Annotated in this window: 24 protein-coding genes; 9 read left to right on the forward strand and 15 right to left on the reverse strand. The window is 40.2% G+C overall.

The genetic code is table 11. The annotated features are described in order from the left end of the window. Positions 1 to 8 precede the first annotated feature (8 nt). Together Aba26S_RS02120 and Aba26S_RS02125 are read left to right on the forward strand one after the other, a co-directional pair. Complete coding sequence (locus tag Aba26S_RS02120; protein WP_043969917.1) at positions 9 to 1,592, forward strand: histidine-type phosphatase; 1,584 nt, start codon at positions 9 to 11, stop codon at positions 1,590 to 1,592. Between the two features lie 100 nt (positions 1,593 to 1,692). Continuing rightward, the gene (locus tag Aba26S_RS02125; RefSeq protein ID WP_043969918.1) at positions 1,693 to 2,436 is read left to right on the forward strand and encodes an adenosylcobinamide-GDP ribazoletransferase; all 744 of its coding nucleotides are present in this window, start codon (positions 1,693 to 1,695) and stop codon (positions 2,434 to 2,436) included. A gap of 60 nt (positions 2,437 to 2,496) precedes the next feature. Here Aba26S_RS02125 and Aba26S_RS02130 read toward each other — a convergent pair whose 3' ends face one another. The 5 genes from Aba26S_RS02130 to Aba26S_RS02150 form a co-directional block, all read right to left on the reverse strand. After that, positions 2,497 to 3,960, reverse strand: coding sequence for a PepSY domain-containing protein (locus Aba26S_RS02130; RefSeq protein WP_043969919.1), 1,464 nt, complete (start codon positions 3,958 to 3,960; stop codon positions 2,497 to 2,499). A 3-nt stretch (positions 3,961 to 3,963) separates the two neighbouring features. Next, on the reverse strand, positions 3,964 to 6,075 hold the full coding sequence (locus Aba26S_RS02135) for a TonB-dependent receptor (RefSeq protein ID WP_043969920.1): 2,112 nt from the start codon (positions 6,073 to 6,075) through the stop codon (positions 3,964 to 3,966). Between the two features lie 73 nt (positions 6,076 to 6,148). After that, positions 6,149 to 6,652 (reverse strand): hypothetical protein, encoded by a 504-nt coding sequence (locus tag Aba26S_RS02140; protein ID WP_043969921.1) that lies wholly within the window; start codon positions 6,650 to 6,652, stop codon positions 6,149 to 6,151. Positions 6,653 to 6,990: 338 nt separating this feature from the next. Next, positions 6,991 to 8,082, reverse strand: a complete 1,092-nt coding sequence (locus tag Aba26S_RS02145; RefSeq protein WP_005241405.1) for a 3-deoxy-7-phosphoheptulonate synthase — start codon at positions 8,080 to 8,082, stop codon at positions 6,991 to 6,993. Positions 8,083 to 8,200: 118 nt separating this feature from the next. Further along, positions 8,201 to 9,088, reverse strand: a complete 888-nt coding sequence (locus tag Aba26S_RS02150) for a sulfite exporter TauE/SafE family protein (RefSeq protein ID WP_005241407.1) — start codon at positions 9,086 to 9,088, stop codon at positions 8,201 to 8,203. A 215-nt stretch (positions 9,089 to 9,303) separates the two neighbouring features. Here Aba26S_RS02150 and Aba26S_RS02155 point away from each other — a divergent pair, with 215 nt between their 5' ends. Together Aba26S_RS02155 and Aba26S_RS02160 are read left to right on the forward strand one after the other, a co-directional pair. Then, positions 9,304 to 9,678, forward strand: coding sequence for a hypothetical protein (locus tag Aba26S_RS02155; protein ID WP_043969922.1), 375 nt, complete (start codon positions 9,304 to 9,306; stop codon positions 9,676 to 9,678). Between the two features lie 36 nt (positions 9,679 to 9,714). Then, entirely contained in the window at positions 9,715 to 9,906 is a 192-nt protein-coding gene (locus tag Aba26S_RS02160; RefSeq protein WP_043969923.1) for a hypothetical protein, read from the forward strand. Positions 9,907 to 9,962: 56 nt separating this feature from the next. Here the strand turns inward: Aba26S_RS02160 and Aba26S_RS02165 are convergent, their stop codons facing one another. Genes Aba26S_RS02165 through Aba26S_RS02175 form a run of 3 tightly spaced genes read right to left on the reverse strand, consistent with a single transcriptional unit; the run spans position 9,963 to position 12,093 of the window. Beyond that, on the reverse strand, positions 9,963 to 10,241 hold the full coding sequence (locus Aba26S_RS02165; protein ID WP_043969924.1) for a hypothetical protein: 279 nt from the start codon (positions 10,239 to 10,241) through the stop codon (positions 9,963 to 9,965). Then, positions 10,238 to 11,797 carry a PepSY domain-containing protein gene (locus Aba26S_RS02170; protein ID WP_043969925.1) on the reverse strand — a complete coding sequence of 520 codons (1,560 nt, stop codon included), beginning with the start codon at positions 11,795 to 11,797 and terminating at the stop codon, positions 10,238 to 10,240. Before Aba26S_RS02170 ends, Aba26S_RS02165 begins: the two co-directional genes overlap by 4 nt. A gap of 2 nt (positions 11,798 to 11,799) precedes the next feature. Then, entirely contained in the window at positions 11,800 to 12,093 is a 294-nt protein-coding gene (locus tag Aba26S_RS02175) for a hypothetical protein (protein ID WP_043969926.1), read from the reverse strand. A gap of 246 nt (positions 12,094 to 12,339) precedes the next feature. On the opposite strand from Aba26S_RS02175, the gene lpxB reads away from it, so the two are divergent. Beyond that, complete coding sequence (gene lpxB, locus Aba26S_RS02180) at positions 12,340 to 13,518, forward strand: lipid-A-disaccharide synthase (protein ID WP_168926876.1); 1,179 nt, start codon at positions 12,340 to 12,342, stop codon at positions 13,516 to 13,518. 43 nt (positions 13,519 to 13,561) lie between these two features. Here the strand turns inward: lpxB and Aba26S_RS02185 are convergent, their stop codons facing one another. Continuing rightward, complete coding sequence (locus Aba26S_RS02185; protein ID WP_043969928.1) at positions 13,562 to 14,431, reverse strand: DUF2797 domain-containing protein; 870 nt, start codon at positions 14,429 to 14,431, stop codon at positions 13,562 to 13,564. Positions 14,432 to 14,468: 37 nt separating this feature from the next. Between Aba26S_RS02185 and Aba26S_RS02190 the strand changes: the two genes are divergently transcribed. Further along, positions 14,469 to 14,930, forward strand: a complete 462-nt coding sequence (locus tag Aba26S_RS02190; RefSeq protein ID WP_005241424.1) for a DUF6231 family protein — start codon at positions 14,469 to 14,471, stop codon at positions 14,928 to 14,930. 118 nt (positions 14,931 to 15,048) lie between these two features. After that, the gene (locus Aba26S_RS02195; protein WP_043969929.1) at positions 15,049 to 15,663 is read left to right on the forward strand and encodes a YidB family protein; all 615 of its coding nucleotides are present in this window, start codon (positions 15,049 to 15,051) and stop codon (positions 15,661 to 15,663) included. Between the two features lie 64 nt (positions 15,664 to 15,727). Here the strand turns inward: Aba26S_RS02195 and Aba26S_RS02200 are convergent, their stop codons facing one another. From Aba26S_RS02200 to speB, 3 genes are read right to left on the reverse strand one after another with little or no spacing between them, the layout of a single operon-like run. Further along, entirely contained in the window at positions 15,728 to 17,260 is a 1,533-nt protein-coding gene (locus Aba26S_RS02200) for a cytosine permease (protein WP_370538951.1), read from the reverse strand. Positions 17,261 to 17,286: 26 nt separating this feature from the next. Next, positions 17,287 to 18,603, reverse strand: a complete 1,317-nt coding sequence (locus Aba26S_RS02205) for an MFS transporter (protein WP_043969931.1) — start codon at positions 18,601 to 18,603, stop codon at positions 17,287 to 17,289. A gap of 51 nt (positions 18,604 to 18,654) precedes the next feature. Then, positions 18,655 to 19,617 (reverse strand): agmatinase, encoded by a 963-nt coding sequence (gene speB, locus Aba26S_RS02210; protein ID WP_005241436.1) that lies wholly within the window; start codon positions 19,615 to 19,617, stop codon positions 18,655 to 18,657. A 146-nt stretch (positions 19,618 to 19,763) separates the two neighbouring features. Here speB and Aba26S_RS02215 point away from each other — a divergent pair, with 146 nt between their 5' ends. Then, the gene (locus Aba26S_RS02215; protein ID WP_043969932.1) at positions 19,764 to 20,642 is read left to right on the forward strand and encodes a LysR family transcriptional regulator; all 879 of its coding nucleotides are present in this window, start codon (positions 19,764 to 19,766) and stop codon (positions 20,640 to 20,642) included. A 75-nt stretch (positions 20,643 to 20,717) separates the two neighbouring features. Here the strand turns inward: Aba26S_RS02215 and Aba26S_RS02220 are convergent, their stop codons facing one another. From Aba26S_RS02220 to Aba26S_RS02230, 3 genes are all read right to left on the reverse strand, one after another. Continuing rightward, a complete protein-coding gene (locus tag Aba26S_RS02220) occupies positions 20,718 to 21,818 on the reverse strand; it encodes a porin (RefSeq protein WP_005241439.1) in 1,101 nt (366 codons plus the stop codon). A gap of 255 nt (positions 21,819 to 22,073) precedes the next feature. After that, positions 22,074 to 22,487 (reverse strand): HIT family protein, encoded by a 414-nt coding sequence (locus Aba26S_RS02225; RefSeq protein WP_005241441.1) that lies wholly within the window; start codon positions 22,485 to 22,487, stop codon positions 22,074 to 22,076. A gap of 98 nt (positions 22,488 to 22,585) precedes the next feature. Then, positions 22,586 to 22,855, reverse strand: a complete 270-nt coding sequence (locus tag Aba26S_RS02230; protein WP_005241443.1) for a YARHG domain-containing protein — start codon at positions 22,853 to 22,855, stop codon at positions 22,586 to 22,588. Between the two features lie 639 nt (positions 22,856 to 23,494). On the opposite strand from Aba26S_RS02230, the gene Aba26S_RS02235 reads away from it, so the two are divergent. Then, positions 23,495 to 23,770: a hypothetical protein gene (locus Aba26S_RS02235; protein ID WP_005241445.1), complete on the forward strand. Its 276-nt coding sequence runs from the start codon at positions 23,495 to 23,497 to the stop codon at positions 23,768 to 23,770. Positions 23,771 to 23,858: the final 88 nt, after the last annotated feature.

Genomic DNA, 23,858 nt, shown 5'->3' on the forward strand with positions numbered 1-23,858 from the left:
AATCATTCATGAATATATTATTAAAAAGCAGTGTGTTATGCGCAAGCATTGTATTGGCGGCATGTAATAATGACGATCACGTAGAATCGCAAAATCCGCCAGAAACGAGTACTGCATCAAAATATTATCAGACTAAAACTCCATACCAACCGCAACAAGATCTAAAAAAATATGAAGCCATTCCGCAAGGGTTTCAGCCAGTATTTACTGAACTGGTTGCCCGTCATGGTTCTCGCGGCTTATCCAGCATCAAATATGATTTAGCGCTGTATAACCTATGGAAACAGGCCAAAGCTGAAAATGCGCTCACACCTTTAGGCGAAAAGCTGGGGGCAGATTTGGAAAGCATGATGAAGGCTAATATTCTTCTCGGTTATGGTGTAGATGGCATCCGTCAGTTTGGCTATGGTAATGAAAGCATGCAAGGTATTCAGGAGCATCGCGGTATTGCCGATCGTTTATTGCAACGGCTTCCAACTTTGTTCCAAACTGCAGCCCAGCAATCATCATCAATTTTAGTACAAAGCTCGGGTGTAGATCGCGCGGTGGATAGTGCCAAGTTTTTTACTGCTGAATTGCTCCAACAGCAGCCACAATTAAAGACACATATCATCCCAGTCTCCTACACCAGCTTAGCCAGTAGCAGTGTGCCATCAATTGAAGATGGTGGCGTTGATCGTTTTAAACTCTATTTTCATAGTTTGAACAAAGAGCAAGATCTAGTACAACCTTTATCGGCGCAACAACAGGCGATTTACGATGCCAGTCAAGCCTATCAGCATTTTGAAGAAGATGATGCAGATTTGGTCAATAAACTCAATGAGCTTGTGAAAAATAACCGTGCTGAACAGGTGGCAATTAGCGTGTTGAATCCACTTTTTAAGTCTGAATTTATTAAAAAATTGGGAACAACGGGATATGTATTTAGCAATACCGGCTCTTATAGCGTCACGTCACCTAAAGGTGAAACCATCACTGAAAAAGGTAAGGGAAAAAATAGTATTGCCAGTGCTGTGGATGCAGCGGCCTATATCTATGAGTTGTATTCGATTTCAGGCGGCATGAAAACTGAACTGAAAGGGACTGATTTTGATCAGTATATGCCTGTAGATGCAGCAAAGTTCTATGCTGAATTTAACGATGCCAATGATTTTTACACTAAAGGTCCAAGTTTTACCGAATCGAAGAATGTCACCAGTGCAATTGCCCAAGGTTTAAAACAGGACTTATTTAAACAGGTCGATGCGATTGTGGATAAACAGCAAACTCATCGTGCAGTATTACGTTTTGCCCATGCTGAAATCATTATTCCTTTGGCGACCAGTTTAGAGTTGCATAACATGATGCAGCCGTTACCGTTACGTCAAACTTATAGTTATAACACCAGTGCTTGGCGTGGTGAGACGGTGTCACCAATGGCAGCAAATCTACAGTGGGATATTTATCAAGATAAGCAAGGCACAACCTTGGTCAAGATGTTCTATAACGAGAAAGAAACCTTGTTTAAGTCGAGTTGTAACTATGCACGTTATAGCAATAACAGTTTTTATTATGATTATTTGAAGCTTAAACAATGTTATCAAATTCAATAAGCTAAGATATACAGTCTTTTCATTTGGGAATAGCTTGCTATTCCCAATTTTATTTCTTCATAATCCATGCACGATGAACCTGATGTGATTGAGAGGTTGCATGACACCTTTTTGGATTGCCTTGCAGTTTTTGACTGTTTTACCAATTGAACTCAAAACGATGCCAAGCGCAAAGCAGAATGGTCAGGCATTACTATTTTATCCTTTGGTTGGCTTGTTGCTTGGATTGATTTTATTTGCCTCAGCAATGCTGTTAGTAAAGCTTCCGATTATCTTGAGCGCGGCGCTGATTCTCGTACTTTGGATTTGGCTAACAGGTGGATTACATCTCGATGGTTTAGCGGATAGTGCAGATGCGTGGGTCGGTGGATTTGGTGATCCTGAACGAACCCTAAAAATTATGAAAGACCCCGCTTGTGGTCCAATCGGCGTGCTGAGTTTAATCGGTGTCTGCTTGCTGAAATTTGTGGCCTTATACGTTTTGCTCGAACAACAAATGGCAGCTTTTTTAATTGTCTTGCCTATGCTGGGGCGCAGTGTGCCACTGTTTTTATTCCTCACTACACCTTATGTGCGTGCTCAAGGCTTAGGGTGTTCTATGACTGATTTTATGCCAAATAAGCAACTTTGGATGGTTTTTGTCATTACAATTTCATTGCTTTGTATCTTCAAATGGGTGGGTTTAGTTGCACTATTGGTTTTTTTACTGATGCTTTTCTATCTGCGTTCTGTATTTATTAAACGTATTGGCGGGATTACTGGCGATACTGTAGGCGCAGCAATTGAGCTGACTGAAACGGGTGTGATTCTCAGTGTTGTGATTGCTTCATTCTATATCATTTAAAAAAATTAATCGCTTGAGGTGACGTGATCCTGCTAAAAAAGAAGGATCACTCTCATGATGTTAGCGCTTACGTAGTTGAACCAAGAAACCAAGTATGGCGAGCAAAGCAACTAACCCGGCAATCGTACCCAGAATGATATCTCGAAGCGTTTTATCTATTGGCAACCATGTCCATTTGTGCAAATAAGCAAAGCTAAATCCTTCTAAAGCATCTTGTTGGGTAACTTGTGCTGCAATTACGCCACTGCTAGGCTCAATATACAGTCTGAGTTGATTCTCTAACTGCGTCTCAACCTTGATCACGGGTAGGCGTTTGTTGATAAAACCATATTCTCCTCCAAAGCTGGTCACCCATGAAGCGTGTTGCACTTGCTCAGGCTGTAATCCTAAATAGCTTGCAGCCAATAGTTTGCTTTGTTCAAGAATATCAAGTGCCTTAGTATTATTGGCATCAACAAATTGAATGTTAGGTGCCGCTGTTTTGCTAGGGTGATGATTGTGCTCCTTCGTTGCTGCTGTCATGCTTCCTTGTAGTGGCGCTTGTCCAATGGCTTGAATCATCCATGCTGCATGGCTATGTGTTTCGCTAAAGGATGTTGGAACAAGATCCAGCCGTTGAATGGGGTGTGTCGTGACCTGCTGCCATGCTTGAGTAGTTAAATCAGTAGTATGAAAAACAGGTTGAATGTTTTTAATATCAGGTTTTTTCTGCCAAAGATGATAGAAACCACTCATCACCCAAAGCAGAATAAACACGCTTAGACTGATGCCTAAATAGCGGTGCAGAAAACGAGTTGGCTTATGCCCTAAGCGGTGATTGCGTCGATTGTGAATTTTAAAAAATAAGCCAATGCCCATAAAAGTCATGCACAGTATGCCAATCAAAGCCAGCTGCATGAGAATAGTCTGACCTGTCCAAGCTTGATCACCCCATGTCCAGGTATGACCTAAGCGGAAGATTTTTGCCATCCACATCTTTTGATCATTGGAGAGTGTGGCCAATCGGGCTTGTGAAGGATCAACATAGGCACGTAAACCATTTTGAAAATCAACACGCCAAACAGGCAGTAAACGATTGACACTCGGATAATCATCACTGAATGTGGTGATGATTTGGCTGGATACAATGTCCTGTCGCGATAAGCCTGTATACCAAAGTGCTAAACGTTGGGCATCTTGTTGTTCTGCATCAATCAGCAATTGACCTGTCTGACTATCATAATATTCAGCAATATTTTGATTGGGTTGTAAGACGCGATAAGCAAAATGCTGAGGCTTTAATTCAATCACCTGTAGTGCTGAAAATTGTGCTATCTGATGTTGTTTTAAAACATCCGTTGCCGCTAATGCATGTGTTAAATCCAATTGTTGAGATGGGGGCATTCGTTTTACAGGTTGAAGTTGTGTTGCACTCATGATTGGATGCAACACACCTGTTAAAGACCAAAGCAAAACGAGAATACCGAACACCATCCCAAAATTACGGTGTAATGACAGTAGTTTTTTCAGTAGTCTGGCATTCATGGCTTATTTCCCAAAGTGGTAGCTTAAGCCTAATAAAAAGGTTCGAGGCGCAGCAGGTGTATAGCTGGCCTGATTATTGCTGAACGAAGTACTTTCCGCATAATGCTGATCTGTGGCATTCAGGATTTGCCCATAGATTTCATAGGCATTTTTACGGTAGTTGGCCCGTAGATTCAGCAAAGTATGGCCATCATACTTTTCCGTGTTGGCATCATTAATCCAGTAAGAGCCGACATAAACGGCTTCCGCAGAAAGTAATAGTTCAGGTATTGGCTTGATCTGGTATTCAAGCGTACCAAATGTTTTAGGTGCACTTGGCATGTTGTTGCCGCTGTAATCTAAAACGCTGGAAGGTTGAAACTGCTTATATTCATGTCTGGCAACACTGCCTGAGAGTTTTAAGCGCTGATCATAAAGTTCACTGAGCTTCCAAGTTCCCCCAATTTCAATGCCTTGATGTAAAGTCTTACCTGTATTGCGTGGCTCACGGGTATTGTCTGGCTTGGTATAGCTCATCACTTCATCTTCACCTACTAAACGATATACAGTGATTTCACCATCTAAGCGATCATCCAATAATTTGAAGCGTAAACCCGCATCAATATTCTCAAATGTGGCTTCCTTTAGGTCTGGCGTGACCAGATTCGCACCATATAAACTGCTGACTTCGGGTGGGACAAAGCCCTGTGACCAATTGCTATACAGGTCAATTGCTGGCGTCATGTTCCAGACAAAACCGACTTGAGGGCTGGCTTTGTGGAAATTGCGCTTTTCATCTGGCGCACCTGTAATTTTTGAAGGCGTTAATTTATTTTCATAGTCATAACCAATCCAGTCATAACGTGCACCACCGACTAAATTTAAAGTCGGTAAAACTTGCCAATTGGCTTGCGCATAGACGGCCTGATTATTCACGTCAACATTAAAATCTCGTAGGCGTTGGCGTTGTTGATAACCGGTATAGACCAAAGTGTTCGGATCACGGAAAACTTGAATATCATTGGTTTTGGCTTGGTTGGGAGAGTGTTCAGCCATTGCACCCACAATCAGTTTGACTTGATCAAAACTAATCGCGTGTTGAGCATTTAAACCATAAGACTGAAAGGCATTATAGGTAGTTTGCCCACTATAAGTGCCTGTCGGTTTGCCATTTTGGATATCGGTACGAATGTTATAACTTGGATTTTGCTCGGTGGTATTATCACGATAATATAAAGTGACTTGGCTTTGTTGCTGATCATTCCACTGGTGGCTAATTTGAGAAGAAAGCCGGGTGGCATCGACTTCACGATAGGTAAATGTTTGGTAGCTATATCCTGGGCGTTTACGATAATCCTCCAGATTTAAGCTACCGGTCATATCTGCTTTTAAATGATTATAACTGACAATATTTTTGATTTGTGTGGCATCAGAGATGCGCCAATCGTGTCTGAGCGTTATGCTTTGTTTATTGCTTTCAGCATGGTCTTGCCAGCTATCACCACGGTCACTGGCATAGGCTGAGAACCTTAAACCATGTTCACCAAATTCGCTGTCAAAGGTATTTGAAGCACCCATATCGACACGGCGATATCCCTCAGAACTGGCACTGATGCCTAGATCGGCCGTTGGTGTTGAACTTGGTGCTTTGGTCAGGAAATTAATGGTTCCACCAATCGCATTACTTCCATATAGGCTACTGGCAGGGCCCCTTAAAATTTCGATACTATCAATACCTGCCAAATTCACTTCATATAAGGCATTGTGGTTAAACACACCCACGGGACGAATTGAAATCCCATCTTCTAAATATTGATAAACAGCAGCTGTGGTCATCGGTTGGCGAATCGACATCATATGCTGTTCATTGCCCAAATCATTCATCAACACACCTGGTGTTTGATTAATGATTTGTCCAATAAAGGTTGCATGTTTATCTTCAATGTCCTTGTTGCTAATTTTACTGATCGCAGCAGGGGTATTATTAATCGATTCACCTTCACGACTTGCGGTGACTACAATCGTGGTTAAGGTTTTGGTTGCATCAGAAGGTACAGTTTCTGCAAAAACAACAGAGCTATAGCCAACAGACAGGCACGCAGCCGCAAGTACAGACAAACGGAATGGAGTATTCATTTTGAACTCAATAAAAAGCAATAAACGAGAACGCACCACCGTTATTTACGGGGTACGAAGTAAAATTTGCGTTTTATAAAGCGAGTGGCGGGGCTTGTTTGATTGGGAAAATATAGAAGATACGGGCGATGTGCAGATCTTCTGTCCACGTATGGCACAGGCAGCGAACGCGACTGAACCAAGCCAGTAGAAATATAATAATGAATGCAATGAGCGGGACGATTGCAGCAGCATCTAGACCATGGGAGCAGAGAGGACAATGCTTCATGATTTGGCTAGCCAGTGCATACACCTGTTGTGCATATTCACTGAGCTGAGCATGTTTAGCATGCTGTAGCTGCTGTCCTTGATGCATGTCATGCATGCTGTGTTGATGATGACCTGAATGCGTCTGAGACATCAACGGTGCATTTTGAATTTCAGTGACCTGGCAATGACTCGGCATTGCATAAAGTGCAGGTACGACGCCTGTATGAACCATCGTTGGTAAGAAGATATGCCAGAGCAAACACAGCAAAGTAACCGCGCCGAGACTGGCACGCCACTTAAGCAAATGTTGACGAAAACTGGACTTCATATCAGCGCTACGTCGTAGGAGAAATGTGGCAGCAGTATAATCAAAAAATGACTGCTAGATCAAAGTAAAATTAAGGTATTCAGACTGCTAAACTTAATATTTTTAGGCAGATCAACTTATCAAAAACAGTAAATCGTCATGATTGGATTATTCGGGCTTCTGATAGTGATTGTTTAGCAAGAATTAAAACTTTCTCTTATTATTAAGTGTATGAATCATATCAAAACTACAGTCAACATTGAGCAAAAAGCTATAAGCTGTATTATGCGTTTGTACGAGTTAATCGAATCGATAAATAAAAAACAGGCTCATAAGAGCCTGTTTTTTGAAAGATTGAATTAACGTGTTGGTAAGACGTCTTTCAAGGCTTCATGCATTTCGAGTAATGCTTTTTCTGTGGTTTCCCAATCAATACAGCCATCCGTTACGGATTTACCATATTCAAGATCACTCAGGTTCGCAGGAATATCCTGACGGCCGCCTTTTAAGTGACTCTCAACCATGATGCCAACGATTGATTTGTTGCCATCAAGTATTTGTTCCGTGATGTTTTTCAAAACTAAAGGCTGTAAGTACGGGTCTTTGTTTGAGTTGGCATGACTCGTATCAATCATGATCTTATTGCTGACTTTGGCTTTTGCCAAAGCGGCTTCAGCTTCTGCAACGGAAGTTGCATCATAGTTTGGTTTACCATTACCACCACGTAATACCACGTGCGCGTATGGGTTACCTTTGGTATTGATAATCGCAACTTGACCGTCTTCATTTAGACCTAAGAAGCTATGACCATGCTTTACTGATTGCATGGCATTGGTTGCAACTGTTAAGCCGCCATCGGTACCATTTTTGAAGCCAACAGGTGAAGATAAACCTGAAGACATTTCACGGTGGGTCTGGCTTTCAGTGGTACGTGCGCCAATTGCAGACCATGAAATCAAGTCTTGATAGTATTGTGGTGAGTTTGGATCCAGTGCTTCAGTTGCACATGGCAAACCTTTTTCATTCAAATCAATCAATAAACCACGACCAATATGTAAGCCTTTTTCAATATTGAAAGAGTCATTCATGTCTGGATCGTTGATTAAACCTTTCCAACCAACTGTAGTCCGTGGCTTTTCAAAATAAACACGCATTACCAGATATAAGGTATCTTTTACTTTTTCACTAAGAACCTTGAGGCGATCAGCATATTCATGAGCAGCTTTAGGATCGTGAATCGAACAAGGACCAATCACCACAAACAGGCGCTTGTCGTTGCCATCTAAAATATTACGTACAGTTGCACGTCCTTGTAATACAGTTTGAGACGCAGCTTTTGATAAAGGCAGGTCTGCTTTCAGCTCAGCTGGAGTAATCAAGGTTTGAATGCTTTTAATATTAACGTCGTCGATATCGGGCTGAGAAACTGTATTTGGCTGTAGAGTATTCATTGCTGTCACAAATTCAATCGGAAGAAAAGGTTATTTTGTCTGCGAATATAGCATGAAATGCCGATCGGTTAACTAGCGATAATTATAAATTATGCAGAAATAATCAGCATTTTAATGCTTAAACTGTTGTAGTTACATGCTTTGTTTGCTGAATGACCACGGCATGCTGCGTTTCAACTGGCTTTGGTTTAGCCTTGATAGGATTGAGCATAAAGTTGACACCGAGTGCAAATAAAGTGATGCCTAAAATTTTTCGAATCAGTCTTTCTGGCATACGTGAGCTAATAAGCGTACCCACAATAATTGCTGGAATTGAGCCAACGAGTAACCACATCAATAGGGTAAAGTCGACATTACCCGAAGACATATGGCTTAGACCGGCAACTGCCGTCAGCAATACCGCATGTACGACGTCTGAACCAATGATACGGATCATAGGAAGATTGGGGAACATAAGTACTAAGGCCATGATACCGAAAGCACCAGCACCCACAGAAGACAAGGTCACAAAGATGCCTAATACAATGCCCATAATCACAATGTAATGACGCTTATGCTGCAATGCATGCTGTTCGCTTTCCATATTGGCTTGTTCGCGGTTACGGAAACGGTCAAAGAACTTTTCAATTTGCGCACGAAATACAATTGAAATACCCGTCAAGGTCAGCATAAAGCCCAAGACCATGGTCAAAACAGCTTTATAATGGGTAGATTGACTTAGGTAATGTTCAAGCACCCAAGCAGTTGCAAAAGATGCAGGGATACTACCAAGCGCAAGCCATAAGACAATGGGCCAAACAATGTTCAGTTTTTTAGCATGAACAACTGAACCGCAGAATTTAGAAATAGAGGCGTAAAGTAAATCAGTACCAATAGCAATATGTGGTTCGATCTTAAACAGGCTAATCAGGATTGGAGTCATTAATGAACCACCGCCGACACCTGTAATACCTACACAGAAGCCAACCAATACCCCAGCCATAATAAATTCTATAGGACCAAACATCGACAATATGCCTAATTATGCAAAAATCAGCATATCTTATGCTTTTTTTAGATAACCCGTTGTGATGAATAGTGATTTACTTATGCAAAAAAAAGCTAAAGAAAGTTAAATTTTGGCTTTATTTGATTACGGGGATTGAGAACCGCTTGCTTTATCAACGGTGATTGATTTATTTTGAACCCATACACGGATGGTATATTTGATCATTTTGCCCTATGTCTGTTTTTATTCGAAGCCTCATTTCATTGCTGATTGCACTATGTTTTATAAGCAATAGTTTTGCAATGGCGATCTCTATGAATGAAGCAGCTCAACCTGTAGAGCAAGTGATTTCAAATCATGCTGTCATATCTGATTGTGGTGTAGCCATGATGAGTAAGCATGATCACTTGGAAAGCAGTGGCAAAATCGATACATCACATTGTCAAAAGAGTCTGTGTTGCTTAGGTGCTACATTTGAGCAAAGGTCTTCTTGCATTGAGCGAAGCCTACAATCAATTACAATGGCAAATTCAGCTTATACGGATCAGCTCAGTTTAGGTGTTTACAGCCTGCCTTATCGGCCTCCAAATCATGTCCTGTTTTTATAAATGTAAATTTCTTATTTTTATTTAAAGGACATGATCATGTTTAATATTAAAACTGTATTACTTTCAACTCTTTTAACAGTCATAAGTGTATCTGCCTTTGCTGCAACTGATTGCTGCAAAGAACAAGAGATCACCAATAAAAAAGAGTGCTGTGAGAAAAAGATGAAATGTTGTGATGACAAAGACAAAGCTACTTCTCAGGAAGACCATAGTTATCATGGGCATTAATTTTTAAGTCACGAAGCTATCCTTGGCAGAAGTTGAGGATAGCTGTTGAATCAAGATTATTTTAGTTTTTTAGTGGGTTTAAGCTCATTCACGGATAACACCAATAAAAAGGTCACTGGTGTAGCGAAGATCCACCAACTGATAAAGCCAATGGAACTGCCATATTCTAAACAAAGCAGGCTACCCGCACATAAAAAGCAGAGGTAAGCCGCAATTCTCAAGATAGTTCGATAACGTATGAAAAGTTGCTGTTTTGCTTTGTTAATTTGTTTAGAACTACATTTATAGAGCAGCAGCATCCCGATGAAGATCAATACAAGGCTCAACAGAATCATGCTTTAACCTCTTGTGGCTTAGTTAACTTACTTTTGATTTTCTGAACGGATTTTTCTTGAATCGGTTGAATATTTCTAAAAATAAACACCGCAAATAGGGCACAGACCAACAAGAACAAATCAACTCGCAAGAATAGCCAATAGCTGTGCAAATCGTGAATCAATTGATGCTGAATGAGGTACAGCGCGTTATAGAGTGGGAGTGCTACGGCAATGAGTCCAAAGACGGCGATTTGTGATTTCCATAAATATTGCTTTTTAGTCAATAAAGCGATAATAAAACTCAGTCCCCATACGCTGAAAAAAGTATAAATTTCATAGTTTGGCGTGGTATCAGTGATATGTACCAATCGATTGGCAAATAGATAGCTTAGCATTGCCGTTGGAAGACCGACAAAAGCAGCTACATTTAGACGATCCACCAAATAATAGCCAAAATGGAATTGATTGGATTTATTTTGAATTTGGCGCTTTAGGCTCCAGAGCAATAGTCCTGAGGCAATCATCAAACAACCTAAAATACCTGAGCAGAACAAAGCAAAGCGTAATATTGGCTGTGCAAAAGTTGCCATATGCAAGCCGTAAACACCTGCATTCAGCGTCGCAACCGCGCTTTCATTGCGGGTGTTGCCTAAGATTTTGCCCTGTCCATCAAAGGTGATTTGTGCCTGATTTAAGCTAATTGAACGATCTTCTAACTGTTTAAATGTAATGATTGCCTGATCTGTATTTGGATTTTTCACCTCAATGGATGCTAAGGCTTGATCTCCCCATTGTTGTTTTACTTTTTCTAATAGCGTGCCAATGGGTAACATCTCGGCTTTTTGAGGTTCTGTTTGGTGTACAGTATTTTTTTCAGTTGTTCGAATCTCAGTGAAATATTGAAAAGAATTTTCTGGATAGAGCTTTTGCATGCCCCAAGGCAAGTATAGATAGAAAAAAATCGCCAAACCCGTAAAGGTAATGGTTAGAAAAAAGGGCAGTGCTAAAACAGAAGAAACATTGTGAAAGTCTAGCCAGGAGCGCTGTGATTTAAAGGTTCGCAGGGTAAAAAAGTCGGTAAATATTTTCTTATGAGTAATGATGCCAGAGATCAAAGCGACCAACATAATGAATGCAGCGAGACAGGCGATCAGCCGTCCAACCATGATGGGAACACCATAGAGCTGAAAATGGAAGTTATAAAAGAAATCACCACCTTGAGTCGCTGAGAGTTTAAGCGCTTGTCCGGTATTGGCATCTAAACTTCTACTTTCATAACTGCCACTGACTTGTTGCCAATACACTCGGTTGACAGGTTCTTCATGATTGGCAATTTTGAGATACCATGATTTGGCATCTGCTGCATTTTTGTTTAAATAATCGGTTGCGGTACGAATCGCAATCTCTTGATTGATTTGATATTGAGCTAACTGTGGTTGCATCCATAAATTAAGTTGATGGCGGTAGTAGGAACTTGTACCCATCAAGAATATGGCAAATAAAAGCCAGCCAAAAATCAAACCTGTCCAAGCATGTAACCATGCCATTGATTGGCGAACACCTTTATTTTGCATTTTTAATTCAAACCTACAGATAAGCCAAACAATGTGCCTGTAACAATCAGGCTGGTTAAGCTGAGTTTTAGTAAAGAATGCACACAAAAACTCAGGATAATAAAAAACAAGTAAAAGAAAATTGAAATAAAGGCTGCAAGATAAATCGCTTCTGCTTTGTTTAAAACATAAATAAATAAGGATGTAAGCGCCAGACATAAGTACATCATCGACAAGTAGCCCATGACAAAGGTCAATACAAAGCGATAGAAAATGCTCAGTCGATAGACAAGCGGAATAGAAGCAGATTTAGCCATAAAGGGTCTTGAACTGGGAGAACAGGAAAATAAATCACATATGAAAATGATTCTTGTTTATGTTAAGGCTTCAATAACTCACAATCAATTATTCAACCATCGTAAATCTAGATAATATTTTTAATAATTAATGATGTATTAGATGAAATGATATTCACCAATCAAGAACAAATTGCATTGTTTGGCCTGATTCGATGTAAAATCATTCTGTTAGAATCATTTAAACATTTCTGTGGGGTGTGGATCTTGTCAAAGCAAAAACTAAAGATTGGTATCGTAGTGGGAGAAGTTTCTGGAGATACTCTAGGAGTGAAACTCATGCGCAGTTTTCGCGAACAAGGTATCGAGGCCGAATTTGAGGGAATTGGCGGTCCACAAATGATTGCAGAAGGATTTCATAGTTATTATCCGATGGAAATTCTATCAGTGATGGGAATTGTTGAAGTTCTTAAAGATTTAAAGAAGCTATTTGCAGTACGTGATGGTCTGGTTGAACGCTGGACTGAGCATCCCGTTGATATTTTTATTGGTATTGATGCGCCAGATTTTAATTTACGCCTCTCAAAAACTATTAAAGAAAAACAGTTACCGATTAAGACCGTACAATATGTCAGTCCATCAGTATGGGCTTGGCGTCAAGGTCGTGTCCATGGGATTAAACGCAGTATTGACTTGGTTCTGTGTTTATTTCCATTTGAAAAAACCTTTTATGAGAACTATGACGTTGCAGCTGCGTTTGTCGGGCATCCATTGGCCAAGCAACTGCCTTTAAAAAATCCAATTACTGAGGCCAAACATCAATTGGGTCTGTCTGCAAACAAAACCCATATCGCATTACTACCAGGTAGCCGTCGTGGTGAGATTGAGCGATTATTGCCCTTATTGACTGGCGCTGCAGAAATCTTGCACCGTAAACATCCTGATCTGGAGTTCTTAATCCCAGCAATTAATGATGCACGTAAACATCAGATTGAACAGGGTATTCAACACTTGGATGTCAGTTTAAAAGCAAAAATTCATGTTTTAGAAAATAGTGATGCGGAATCTAAAATTGGTCGTACAGTCATGAATGCCAGTGATATTGTGGCATTGGCATCGGGTACTGCGACACTGGAAGCGATGTTACTACATCGCCCAATGGTAACGTTCTATAAATTAAATTGGTTGACCTATCTGATTGCGAAATTCATGGTTAAAATCCCGTATTACTCCTTACCGAATATTATTGCGGGTAAGAAAGTGATTGAGGAACTGATTCAAGCCGATGCAACACCACAGCATTTAGCCACTGAAATTGAACGTTTAATGGATCACGAAACGGCACATATTCAAATGATGCAGCATTTAAGCATGCATAAGCAGCTGATTTCAGGAAATACTGAAGATCCAGTACAGGCGATTCTGAATTGCTTAAAAATGGGTTAAATAAAAAAGGTGGCGATTAAGCCACCTTTTTTATGCATATCATTCAGGCACGAAGGATTAGTTCATAACCTGTATATTTACGGATATTGATCACACCAATATCCATTAATAAATACTGACCTTTGATTCCTTGCAACACACCACGAATTTTTGGTGTTTTATCCAAATTCAGCGATTTAATCTTTTCAGGATAATGCTCAACTGGATAGATAAATTCACGTGGCGTTTCGTCTTCCAAGAATTCCAAGCTTTCGTTAAATTCAAGGTTCTGATTGAATTCTTCACGGATGCTTTGAATTTTCGGCGCAAATTCTTCCAGAATCTGATCGCGTTTTTCAATCAGATCTAATGGCTCAGCTTCACCTTTGAGCAGTTTACGCCAGTCTGTTTTATCTGCGATTTGTGTACCAATTAAAGTTTCCAGATGACCAGACAAACGACGTGAGCCGACTTTCATAATAGGTAAAGCCTGAGTTGCACCTTGGTCTAGCCAACGTGTTGGCATATTGACGATACGAGTAATCCCGATTTTCAAGGCACTTGAGTTAGCTAAATATACAATATGCGGCTGGAAACAGACATCATGTGCGAACTGGTCTTCACGACACGTTCCTAAGTGATAATGGCAGGTTTCAGGCTTCATGATACAGAGGTCACATTCAGCTTTAGTTTTAAAACATTTAAAACAATGACCTTGTGAATAAGACTTCGGTGTTTTTGCGCCGCAAGAGGTACAAAAAATATTACCGGTCCATTCAATCTCGATTTCTTGCCCTATAACAAAGGGAAGGTCAGTTTCTGAACGATCTAATATAAATTTATATTCAACATTTGCCTTGCTTGTTGATTGATCAGTTACACTATGCGTTTTGAGCGCTGCATGCATTTTATGACAAATGCCTTGTAGTTCCATTAATAAACTCTCATCTTTTCAATCAAGGGTTGCAGTTATGGCTGAACAAAATGTCATCACTTCTATGCTAGACGATTTATCTCAAGAACAGCCCATTCATACTGCACTTTGTATCGGTCAGCAGATTGACCAAAATGCTTCAATTCAATGGCATTATTTTAACGTAACTGACTTTTTAAGTCTGCCATTTACGCAGCGTTATGATTTAGGTTTTGTATTATTTGATACCGAAGAAATGCAAAACATCACCGAAACACAAAAAGCACAGCTATTGGTGAAGTTAAGAGACCTGATGGCAAAGCGGATTGTGGTGGTTAGCAAGTTGGATGATGAAAAGTTACTACGTTCGCTTGGTTTTACTCAATTGATCGATAAAACGACGCATGACAATGATTTTGCTTTATGGCAATTCAATATTTTGACTTATAAGCATGTGCCTGATTGGTTTAATTCTAAATTTTGGGCGAATCCTGAGAATTGGGATAAATTCCGCTGGTAAAATAATCAGGCTGGGAAAGGTTGCAAGTTCTTGCAAAATTTAACAATTTAACTTTGTTTTGTGCTTTCAAAGCAGCGTATGCTTTTTGCATAAATAATTCCAAAGGAAAGTTTAAGTCATGACTGATTTAACCAACATTGTTGAAATTTTAGCAAAGCAAGCTTTAGGCGGTCAGCAGCAATCGGGTCAAGCTGGTGGTTTAGGTGGGATTTTAGGTTCTGTTCTTGGACAACTGGGTGGACAACAGCAAAATACTCAAGGCCAACAAGGTGGTTTAGGTGGGATATTAGGCTCTGTATTGGGACAATTGGGTGGGGCAAATAGCTCAACCCAAAGCAATGCTACGGGTGGCAATACTGCACAAACCTTATTGATTGCAGTATTACCTTTGGTTTTGGCTTGGATTCAAAAACAAGGTGGTTTGCAAGGCGCATTAGATAAACTGAAAAGTGCGGGTTTATCCAATCAAGTACAAAGTTGGGTTGATCCGCAACAACAAAATGCAGCAGATGTTCCAGCACAAAATATTCAAAGTTTGTTTGATGATCAGGATGTTGAACAGGTTGCACAACAAACTCAGGCACCAAAACAGGCCATTTATGGCGCAATTGCCTCTGTTTTACCCCAAGTCATTGATTCTTTAACACCTCAAGGCAGCAGCACCAATCCGCAAGAAGCCAATCAAGATATTCAGCAAGTCTTGAATTTGGTGAGTGGCTTCCTTAAAAAGTAAAATATTTTTATGCAAAAAAACCTGTTCATTTGAGCAGGCTTTTTTTTAGACTAAGTATCGATCGCTACTCTGAAATGAATGATGTACTACATTTTAGCTTTAACTTTTCAGCGGTCGGTGCTGCTCTGTAAACGATGCTTGGTTCAGGGAATAGCTTGAGCAGTGAACTATACAGTAGTGCTGCAAGAAAGATACTGATGGGTAAACTTAGATCGAGCCCATTGAATAAATGCCCCCAAATACCAATAAACTGATCAGGTAAATGCACGAAACATAAGCCGATAACGGCACTTGGAATCCATGCGATGATGCCACGCCAATTCCAGCCATGGTGAAACCAATAAGCACCACCTTTTAGACCATTTGCAAATACCTGTAAATCATCATTTTTATAGTAACCTTTACGTGTGATAAACCCGATAATCATAATGATGATCCATGGGCTGGTGCATACCACAATTAGGGTGGCAAACGTCATGACGCTTTGAGTTAAGTTGGCTGCAAAACGGCCTATAAAAATAAATAGGATAGACAGTAGGCCGACCCAGATAGTGGCTTTAACACGTGTGAGTGACTTTGGAAAAAGACTCGACAAATCCAAACCTGTACCGTACAAGGCTGTAGTTCCAGTAGACAGCCCACCAATCAGTGCAATTAAACATAGCGGAATAAAATACCAAGCAGGTGCAATCTGGATTAGCCCACCAATATAATTATTCTGTTGCATAAAGGTTGGAACACTATTGGCAACAATACTGGCTGTCATGAGACCAAAGAGAAAAGGAATTAAAGTTGCGAGTTGTGAAACAAAAACTGCCGCCATAATCTTGTGGGATGCAGTTTCTTTTGGAATATAACGTGACCAACCACCTAAGAATGTACCAAAGGAAACGGGATTGCTGAATGCAATTAATGCTGCGCCCATGAACGCTGCCCAAAAGCCAGTCTGCCCCAATTGAAGTTGTCCTGCATAGCTTGAATCAAATTGTGTGGAAAAAGCGAACATCCCTAAAAAGAATAATAGGCTGGAAGCGATCACTGCAATGCGATTGACCAGCAGCATAAAACGAAAGCCATAGATACAAATAATCAGTACCAGTAAGGCAAATCCACAATACACCAGTCCATACAGCCAATTACTTTGATATGAGCTTGCAAACAGTCGCTCGGTTGCACCAATCAGGGCATCACCAGAACTCCAAACGGAGAGGGAAAAGAAGGCAATGGCTGTCAGTAAGGATAAAAATGAACCAACAATTCTACCATGGACACCAAAATGGGCAGCCGAAGCAACGGCATTATTGGTTCCAGTTCGAGCGCCAAAAATGCCCATCGGTGCTAAAATACATCCACCCAATAAGACACCGCATAAGATTGCCCAGAATCCAGCCTGAAAAGACAGACCAAATACAATCGGGAAGCTGCCTAAGACACAGGTGGAAAACGTATTGGCGCCGCCAAAACTGAGGCGAAATAAATCAAATGGCGTTGCTGTCCGAGCATGCGCAGGGATTTCTTCGATACCATAACTTTCAATTGTTGTAATCTGTTTAGAACGATCTCTATGCATGATGAGCGACTCTCCATATTCATTCATGAATAACCCTAGGTTCTTTTTGTTAGTTATCCATTCAGCAGCTTGTTCGGGACTTGGTTGCTTTCGTATTGGTGGCTGAGCTGTTGTTGTCTTAATCGGGTAATGCCAGAAATTCCAATCAGAGATAACAGTGATAGGAAACTAAACAGAAAAGCTAAAGGGAGCCATTGGCCTGCATAATGTTGAGCCAACAAAGTTCCAATGATGGGTGTAGTGCCACTGGTGATTGCCGCAATCATTTGATAGGAAATGGAAATCCCTGAATAGCGGACATGTGCAGGAAACGCTTCAGCCATAAAACCTGCGACCACAGCATATAAAGATGACAAGGCAAGTACAGCCAAGGTGATACCTAACACGATGAAATAGATATTTTTAGTGCTGACCAACATAAACATGGGATAAGGAATGATGATGCAGAGGATTGCTGCCCAGAATAAAAAGCGATGTGCTCCAATTTTACTGGCATACCAAGCAGCAATAGGCATGGCTAAAAATTCAAATAGGGTGACCCAGAACAATGCATCTAATATCGTTGGTCGGCTGATCCCCATATACTGCGTGACATAGCTAATCATAAAAGTATTGGTAAAAAAGAAACCCGCAGTGCCAATGGTGATGGCGAGACCCGCAAAGACCACTTGCGGCCAATAGTTTTTAAGTAATTCTTTGACAGGGTATTTGGCTATTTCTTGCTTGGCTTGCATCTGTTTGAACTCTGGGGATTCTTCAACGCCTAAGCGAATGGCAAGGCCGATCAGCATAAATACAAAACTGAGTAAAAAAGGCACTCGCCAGCCCCAGCTCAGTAAGGCTTGTTCATCCAAAGACGTAATGCCTTTAAAGACTAAAAGACACAGAATCAAACCTGCTGGACTACCCATTTGCGCAAAAGAAGCAAAAAAGGTTTTTTTATGGGCAGGGGCATGTTCGCTGGCCATTAACACGGCACCGCCCCATTCACCACCGACAGATAAGCCTTGCAAAAAGCGCAGTCCAATCAGCAGAACAGGTGCCCAAATTCCGATATGATCATAACTGGGTATCAAGCCAATGCCTGTAGTCGCCAGTCCCATCAGTAGCATGGTAAACAGCAGCATTTTTTTGCGGCCTAATTTATCGCCTAAATGTCCGAAAATAACGGCAGCAATTGGTCTGGCAATAAAACCGACAGCAAAGGTTGCAAAAGCTGCTAATGTGCCAGTTACAGGATCAGTTTCAGGAAAAAATACCAAGCCGAGAACCAAGGCGGCAGCTGTTGCATAAACATAGAAGTCATAAAACTCAATAGTTGTACCAACGAAGGCTGCTGCCGCAGCCCGTTTTGATTGATCTTTTTTCATTCCGTATCGACCTATTCAAATCCATGTTTTTTCTTGTTTTATAGCGGGGAATTATTTACGTATTTTCACTCCGGGAAGCACGCATAACATTTCATAGAGCAAATTTGCACCCAGTAATGAGGTGTTACCGGTAGTGTCGTAAGGCGGAGAAACTTCAACCAGATCACATCCGATCAGATCTAATCCCTGACAGCCACGAATAATCTCCATCGCTTGAATCGTGGTCAAACCACCAATTTCAGGTGTTCCTGTACCTGGTGCCCACGCTGGGTCAATCCCATCAATATCAAAAGATAAATATACAGGCCCACCACCGACTTGCGCTCTCACTTCCTGCATTAAGGGTGCAAGTGATTTATGCCAGCATTCTTCTGCTTGAACGACACGGAAGCCTTGACGGCGACTCCAGTTAAAATCATCTGCACTATAGCCTTGGGCGCGCAAACCGATTTGAACGACACGTTGACAATCAAGTAGACCTTCTTCGGCAGCACGTCGAAAAGTGGTGCCATGTGCAACTTTTTCACCAAACATTTCGTCGTTGACGTCAGCATGTGCATCGATATGAACCAAACCTACAGGACCATGTTTTTTATGGATTGCACGTAGGATAGGCAGGGTCAGCGTATGATCCCCGCCGATAGTGAGTGGAATAATGGGATGTGCCAGTATGCGGTCATAATGCTCTTCAATAATGCGCACCGCTTCTGTCAAATTAAAGGTATTGATCGGGACATCACCAATATCAGCCACATTGAGTGAGTCAAACGGTGCTGCACCTGTTGCCATGTTATATGGACGAATCATGACGGATTCAGCACGGATTTGCCGAGGGCCGAAACGTGTCCCAGAGCGTAGGGAGGTACCAATATCTAAAGGAATCCCAACAAAAGCGGCATCGAGTTCTGCCAGACCTGCGTCATTATCCACAACTGGTAGTCGTAACATAGAGGCAATACCACCAAAGCGTGGCATTTCATTTCCACCGAGCGGTTGATTTAACGTCTTGTTCATTTGTTTCTCCTTTTTTCTATTTATTGACCAACATTGAACAGGGTTAAATCCTATTTTTAAAAAACTTAGTTGTGATTTTTCTAAACTAAGTCTTATAAGAATGCTTTAAGATCGAATAATGCAGAGCGATATATGAGATGGAAGTCATGACGCATATGGATATCAAGTTGGTTCGAATTTTTGTCAGTGTTGTAAGAAGTCAGGGGTTTGCTAATGCTCAGCAAGAGCTGAATCTTTCTACTTCAGCCATTAGTACGTATATGACACAACTTGAGCAACTGGTTGGTTTTAAGCTATGTGAACGTGGACGTGGAGGTTTTTCTTTAACGCAAAAAGGAGAAATGTTCTTTCAAGAAGCCAAGCGTATATTGAATGAACTGGATAACTTTTCCAGACATACAGCACAGATCAAAGGTGAACTAACTGGAACCATTAAAATCGGCATGCTGGATTCTATGGTGACAGATCAAAATATTCCTTTAGATCAAATTATTCAGCAGTTTTCAGAGCAAAATCCGAATATTTATATCAAGTTGCAAGTACAATCCCCTTATGAGCTACAAACCGGGGTTTTGGAAAACCGTTTTGATGTGGCGATTGGTTGTTTTTTTCTAAAAATGAATGGGGTCATGTATCAGCCCTTACATAAAGAGCAACAATGGTTGTTTTGCAGTAATACCCATCCTTTGTATCAGCAGCAAGGTTTAACCGCAGAAAAAATTCGACGTGAAAAAATGGTGAGTCGTGGTTATTGGAGTCACACTGAATTGGCAAAGCAGGGCTTTAAGCATTCGTTTGCCACAGTTGACTCAATGGAAGCACAATTGATTCTTATTTTATCGGGGCAATATATCGGTTATTTACCCGAACACTTTGCACACTATTGGCTAGAGCAACAGCGTTTAAAGGTCTTATTACCCGCAACTTTTGGCTATGCAGCACCTTTTTCTCTTATTTTCAGACGGGGCCGAACCCAAGATCCTGTGATTCAGAATTTCCGTAAAATTATTAAAAACTTTTTTTGAAAAATATCTTTTTTTTATAAAAATAAAAAAAAGGGCAGATTGCCCTTTTTCTATAAGTTTGGATATAACTTCAAATTAGAAGTTGTATTCCATACCTAAACCGATAACAGTTTTCTTGTTATCATCTTTTTGCCAATCGATTTTTTGCTGAGCAACAACCCCATAGAAGCGAGCTTGCTTGTTAATGTTGTAGTCTGCGCCTACGCCATATAGGTCATTTTTACGATCTTCACGGCCATCAACTTCAGTTTTAGCAGAGATATATTCTGCTTTTAACTTGATTGGTGTTTCAGGAATTACATATGCAGCCGTTACGCCAAATGCATTTTCTTTTAAGCCTTTATAAGAAACAGCAGCAGGTGCAGTGCCTACAACGACTGTATTATCAGTCGGCTTAGCTGTTTGCCATAATGCACCAAATACCAAGCCCTTAGCACCAACTGGTGTTAAATCTAATGAACCTGTTACACGCACCGCATCAGAGTAAATTTTGCCACCAAGCTCTTTGTTATAAGCATTATATGTTGATGCTACACCACGGTTACCCGCAACAGCTGCCGCTAAACCGATATCTTTGTTTTCATAGGTAAGAGATGTTGAGATACCATCACCAAAACCATCACGGCTACCTTTTTGACCTTTAGCATCATTTTTGATAGCTGAAGATTCTTCACCTTGTTGGAACATGATGTTGAATGCCAAGCCGCCTAATAATTTTTTGTCAGTTTCAAAGCCAACTACGTTACTTAAACGATCTTCACCGACTAGAACTTTGGTCATATCAAGTTCAGTGTGATCGTTATAAATGTCTTGGTTATTACCTGCGGCATTTTTAAGGTATGAATCATATTGACCTACTTTTAAAGTACCAATGCCATCTGATTTAATACCAACAAAACGGTTACGCATACCCCAATCTGTGTCTGAACCAGTACCGTCAGTTGCAACACCCCATTCTGCTAAATAAACTGCAGAAAGTTTATCAGTCAGTTTTTCTTCACCTTTCACACCAATACGAGAAGCGTTAGAGTTCACTTTTGTTACGCTTTCGTCTTTAAAACCATTTTTATCAATTTGATCCAAAGATACACTGAGCTTACCATACAATGTTGGTGCTGCTTGTGCTGCATTCATGGCTAAAGTTGCTACAGTAGCAGCAAGAAGCAATTTTTTCATTGAGATTTCTCCAAAACACTTTTTTGTAAATGGCTGATGCCTTAGTTACTGTTATAAGCTTGCTTGTGTACATAAAGTTACACAGCTCACTGACTTGTATGCAGTATCGGTAAACTTTGTGACAGAGAAGTGAAAGAAAAATGACAGTTTGATGACGATTCACATTTGGTAATAAATATATTTCTTGTTATTTTTTATGTAATTATAAAAATAAAAAACGGAGTCAGTACTCCGTTGTTTTGTTCAAAGCATGACTTAAAGTGCGGCTTTGATCTTTTCAGCAAGCGCCTGAATTTTCTCTTGATCGCCCATTTTTGCTGCATGACGACCAAGTTCATGAACTGAGCTTGGGATCAAATGAAAATGTACATGGGGAACCGTTTGTCCAGCCGCTGCACCTGAAAGCTGCATGAGAACAATACCTTTTGCATCTAAAGCTGTTTCCATTGCCTGAGCAATCTTCTGCACGATTTGGATGGTATACGCCGCTGCATCAGCAGGTAAATCGAGTAAAGTAACAGCAGGCGTCTTTGGAATCACTAAAGCATGACCATCTGCTTGGGGCATGATATCCATAAATGCGAGTACCTGATCATCTTCATAAATTTTGATTGCAGGTAGTTCACCACGAAGGATTCGTGCAAAAATATTTTGGTCATCGTATGCCATAATTCATCCTTTAAATGGAGCGTATTCTTTAACAACTGACAATTTCACTCTCTTGGAAGAGAGTGAATAGGGAAGCTTAATACTTCAGAGAGCTTTCTTTATTTGCAATTAAGCTCTTTTTGACGTGCTTTGATTTCATCAAGACGTTGTTGCTCTTTGTCAGAGAACTTTGGCTTTGTGGTATGGCAATTTTCATTACCAAACTTTGCCTTAGCATCTGCATCTTTGAAACAGAATCCTTTAGAAGCATAGATCAGGTTATAGTCATCCTGTAACTTTTTACATTCTTGTTCTGGTGTTGCAGCTTGTGCACTAAAACCAGTTAGGGTCATTAAGCCAGCAAAAACTGCAACCATTAACTTATTCATGAGGCGTTCCTCTAATTAAAAAAGTATAAATCAAAGCTGTAGATATAGGGCATTTGATCGCTACGTATATACCAATATAAGGTTTATTAATGAAATTTCAATGAAACTGTATGGTAGGAGTGTAATTTTACTCCATAATTCATCCATATAATATTGAAAAACCTTATATATCAAATACTTTTTTATAATTTTATATAAAACAAATAATTATAAGTGATTTTCTTTTGTATTATTTGACTTGGTTTTACACTATATTGCTCTTTTTTAACATTTATTTATGCCTTAATTTCACTCATATGCATTTTAACAAATTAAATTGTAAATGGTGCTATGGACTGTATTTTGTCGAGTTTCGGAATTAACAATCCCAAATATCAACGTTGTTTGGGATCATAGAGTTCGATTGACTATGGATTTATCTAAATCAACTTGAATACTTATTGATTAACGCTTCAGCCTTTGAGGGGAAAGCCGCTAGAAAATAAGATAGGCCAAGAAATGCTTAATCCTGTAAGACCATTAGAGCGAATCCTTGCACAAAAGGATTTTTTGTTTTTTGATTGCGAGAAACTTAAACTATATTTATAGTTATTTGAAATTTATATAATTTTAATAAAAACCCACGACGAATCAAACAAGATGCTAAAAAACATTAAAAACAACTTTCCGATTTTTATACTGATCATCATTGTAGTTGCTGGGTTAGGCTATCCCTTTTATTCAGGTCAGTGGATTATGGCGCCTAGACTCAGTGAGATTGATACTCAGTGCTATGGGGTTGATGTACCTGAACGCATTAAGCATAACGATGTCCTGCACTTTTGTTCGTGTATTCATACCGTTGGAATTGAAAACAAAGAAGAGAAATATAAGTACTGTATGAATCAGTCATCTCTTGAGAACCAAGCTTCCTGACATGGTAATTGTTATTCAGCAAGAAAAAATAAAGCTTTGTTCTACGTTCTAATTTGTATGACCTGTAGGCCTATTGTGTAGCTGAGCT

The sequence above is a fragment of the Acinetobacter sp. NBRC 110496 genome, assembly GCF_000876115.1.
Classification (GTDB): domain Bacteria; phylum Pseudomonadota; class Gammaproteobacteria; order Pseudomonadales; family Moraxellaceae; genus Acinetobacter.